This window comes from Saccharomonospora iraqiensis subsp. iraqiensis (genome assembly GCF_000430445.1).
Lineage (GTDB): Bacteria > Actinomycetota > Actinomycetes > Mycobacteriales > Pseudonocardiaceae > Saccharomonospora > Saccharomonospora iraqiensis.
Window position 1 is genome coordinate 1,602 of record NZ_KE387095.1, and the last position, 1,640, is coordinate 3,241.

The 1,640-nt window shown below is 74.1% G+C and carries 3 protein-coding genes; all 3 read left to right on the forward strand.

The features are described from left to right. A partial coding sequence (locus ACTIR_RS0113395; protein WP_026454665.1) for a DUF5947 family protein occupies positions 1–660 on the forward strand: 660 nt, incomplete at its 5' end. After that, a complete protein-coding gene (locus ACTIR_RS23260) occupies positions 657–836 on the forward strand; it encodes a hypothetical protein (RefSeq protein ID WP_199285624.1) in 180 nt (59 codons plus the stop codon). The genes ACTIR_RS0113395 and ACTIR_RS23260, both read left to right, overlap by 4 nt. Continuing rightward, positions 833–1,498 (forward strand): DUF6084 family protein, encoded by a 666-nt coding sequence (locus tag ACTIR_RS0113405; RefSeq protein WP_026454666.1) that lies wholly within the window; start codon positions 833–835, stop codon positions 1,496–1,498. The genes ACTIR_RS23260 and ACTIR_RS0113405 overlap by 4 nt, the downstream gene beginning before the upstream one ends. Positions 1,499–1,640: the final 142 nt, after the last annotated feature.

The following is a 1,640-nucleotide window of genomic DNA, read 5'->3' on the forward strand; positions in this document are numbered from 1 at the left end:
GCGGCGTCGTGGGCGCACACGCGGTCCACCGGCCCGGCCGGGGCACCGGGCGGGGCGGCCGACGCCGCCGAACATCACTGCGACCTGTGCAGTGAACCGCTGCCGGAGGAGCACCCGCACCTGCTGGAGGTGACCGGACAGCGGATCTCGTGCGCGTGCCGCGCGTGCGGGCTGCTGTTCGACCGCAAGGAGGCGGCAGGCGGGCGCTACCGGACGGTGCCGCACCTGCGCAGACCCCTGCCGGACCTGCGAATCGACGACGTGGTGTGGGCCGGTCTCGGTGTCCCGGTCCGGCTGGCGTTCTTCGTCCGGCACGAGCCCACCGGCGACCGGGCGGAGCCGTTCGTGACCGCGCACTACCCGAGTCCGCTCGGCGTCGTCGGCGCGGCCGTGGACGAACCGGCGTGGCGGCGGGTCGAGGAGGCCAACCCGGATCTGGCGGAGCTGTTGGACACCGAGGTGGTGGCGCTGCTGACCCACCGGGGCCGGGACGAACACTGGCTCGTCGGGGTGGACGACTGTTACCGGCTCACCGCGCGGGTACGACACCAGTGGAGCGGAATGACAGGAGGTGACGAGGTATGGCGGGGAATCGAGGAGTTCTTCACCGGTTTACGGGCCGGCGCCCGGCGCGGATCCGGGTCGGCAGGCCGGACGTGAGCACCGACCTCCCCTCGCACACCCGGGGTGTGCGGGAGGGCAACAGCACCGGGCACTACGAGAAGCAACCGGGGCACCTGCCGGACGGGACCTCGACCGCGGCGCGGTCCACCGGGGTCCGTCCCGCGACGAAGGACCCGATCCTGCCCGGTATGCCGAACCTCTCGCCACCGTGAGCGCGGGGACGGGTGTGGCGCCGTCGTTCACCTGGCGCGTCGCCGGTGTGACGGCGGAACCGATGGCGACCGTGCCCACGCTGCGGTTGTCGGTGGAGATCGGCACGGCGCCGGGGGCGGACGGGCCCGTGCGGGTGCACTGCCTCGTGCTGTCGGTGTCCGTGCGCATCGCCGCCGCGCTGCGCGACTACGACCCGGACACCCGCGGGCGGCTGCGTGCCGTGTTCGGCACGGACGGACAGTGGGCCGACAGCCTCGGCGACCTGGTGTGGGCCCGGCCGACGGTGGTGGTGCCCGGGTTCACCGGCGGCACCACCGTGGACGTCCCGGTGCCCTGCGGTCAGGATCTCGACCTGGCGTCGGCGAGCTACCTGCACGCGGTCCTGGACGGGGACGTGCCGCTGCGGCTGCTGTTCGGTGGGACGGTCTTCCACGCCCGCGACGGGCGGCTGGCCACCGCGCAGTTGCCCGCCGACAGCGAGGCGCACCACCGGATGCCCGCCGCACGGTGGCACGAACTGCGCGAGCGGTACTTCGGCGGACACCGCTGGCTGCGGCTCGACCGGGAGACCCACGACCGGCTGCACGACTACCGCGTGCGCCAGGCGTGCCCCTCGCCGCAGGCCGCGATCGAGGAACTGCTGACCAAGTACGGCACGTGAGGACCGAGACGGGAGAACGGTGATGGGCAGCAAGCAACGACAGCGCGTGACGGTGGAGCGGCCCGTGGGCCCACGGGCGACCCGGGAGCGATCCGGTTCACCCGCGGGCCGGGTGGCCCGCCGCGTGGCGGCGGGCGCGCTC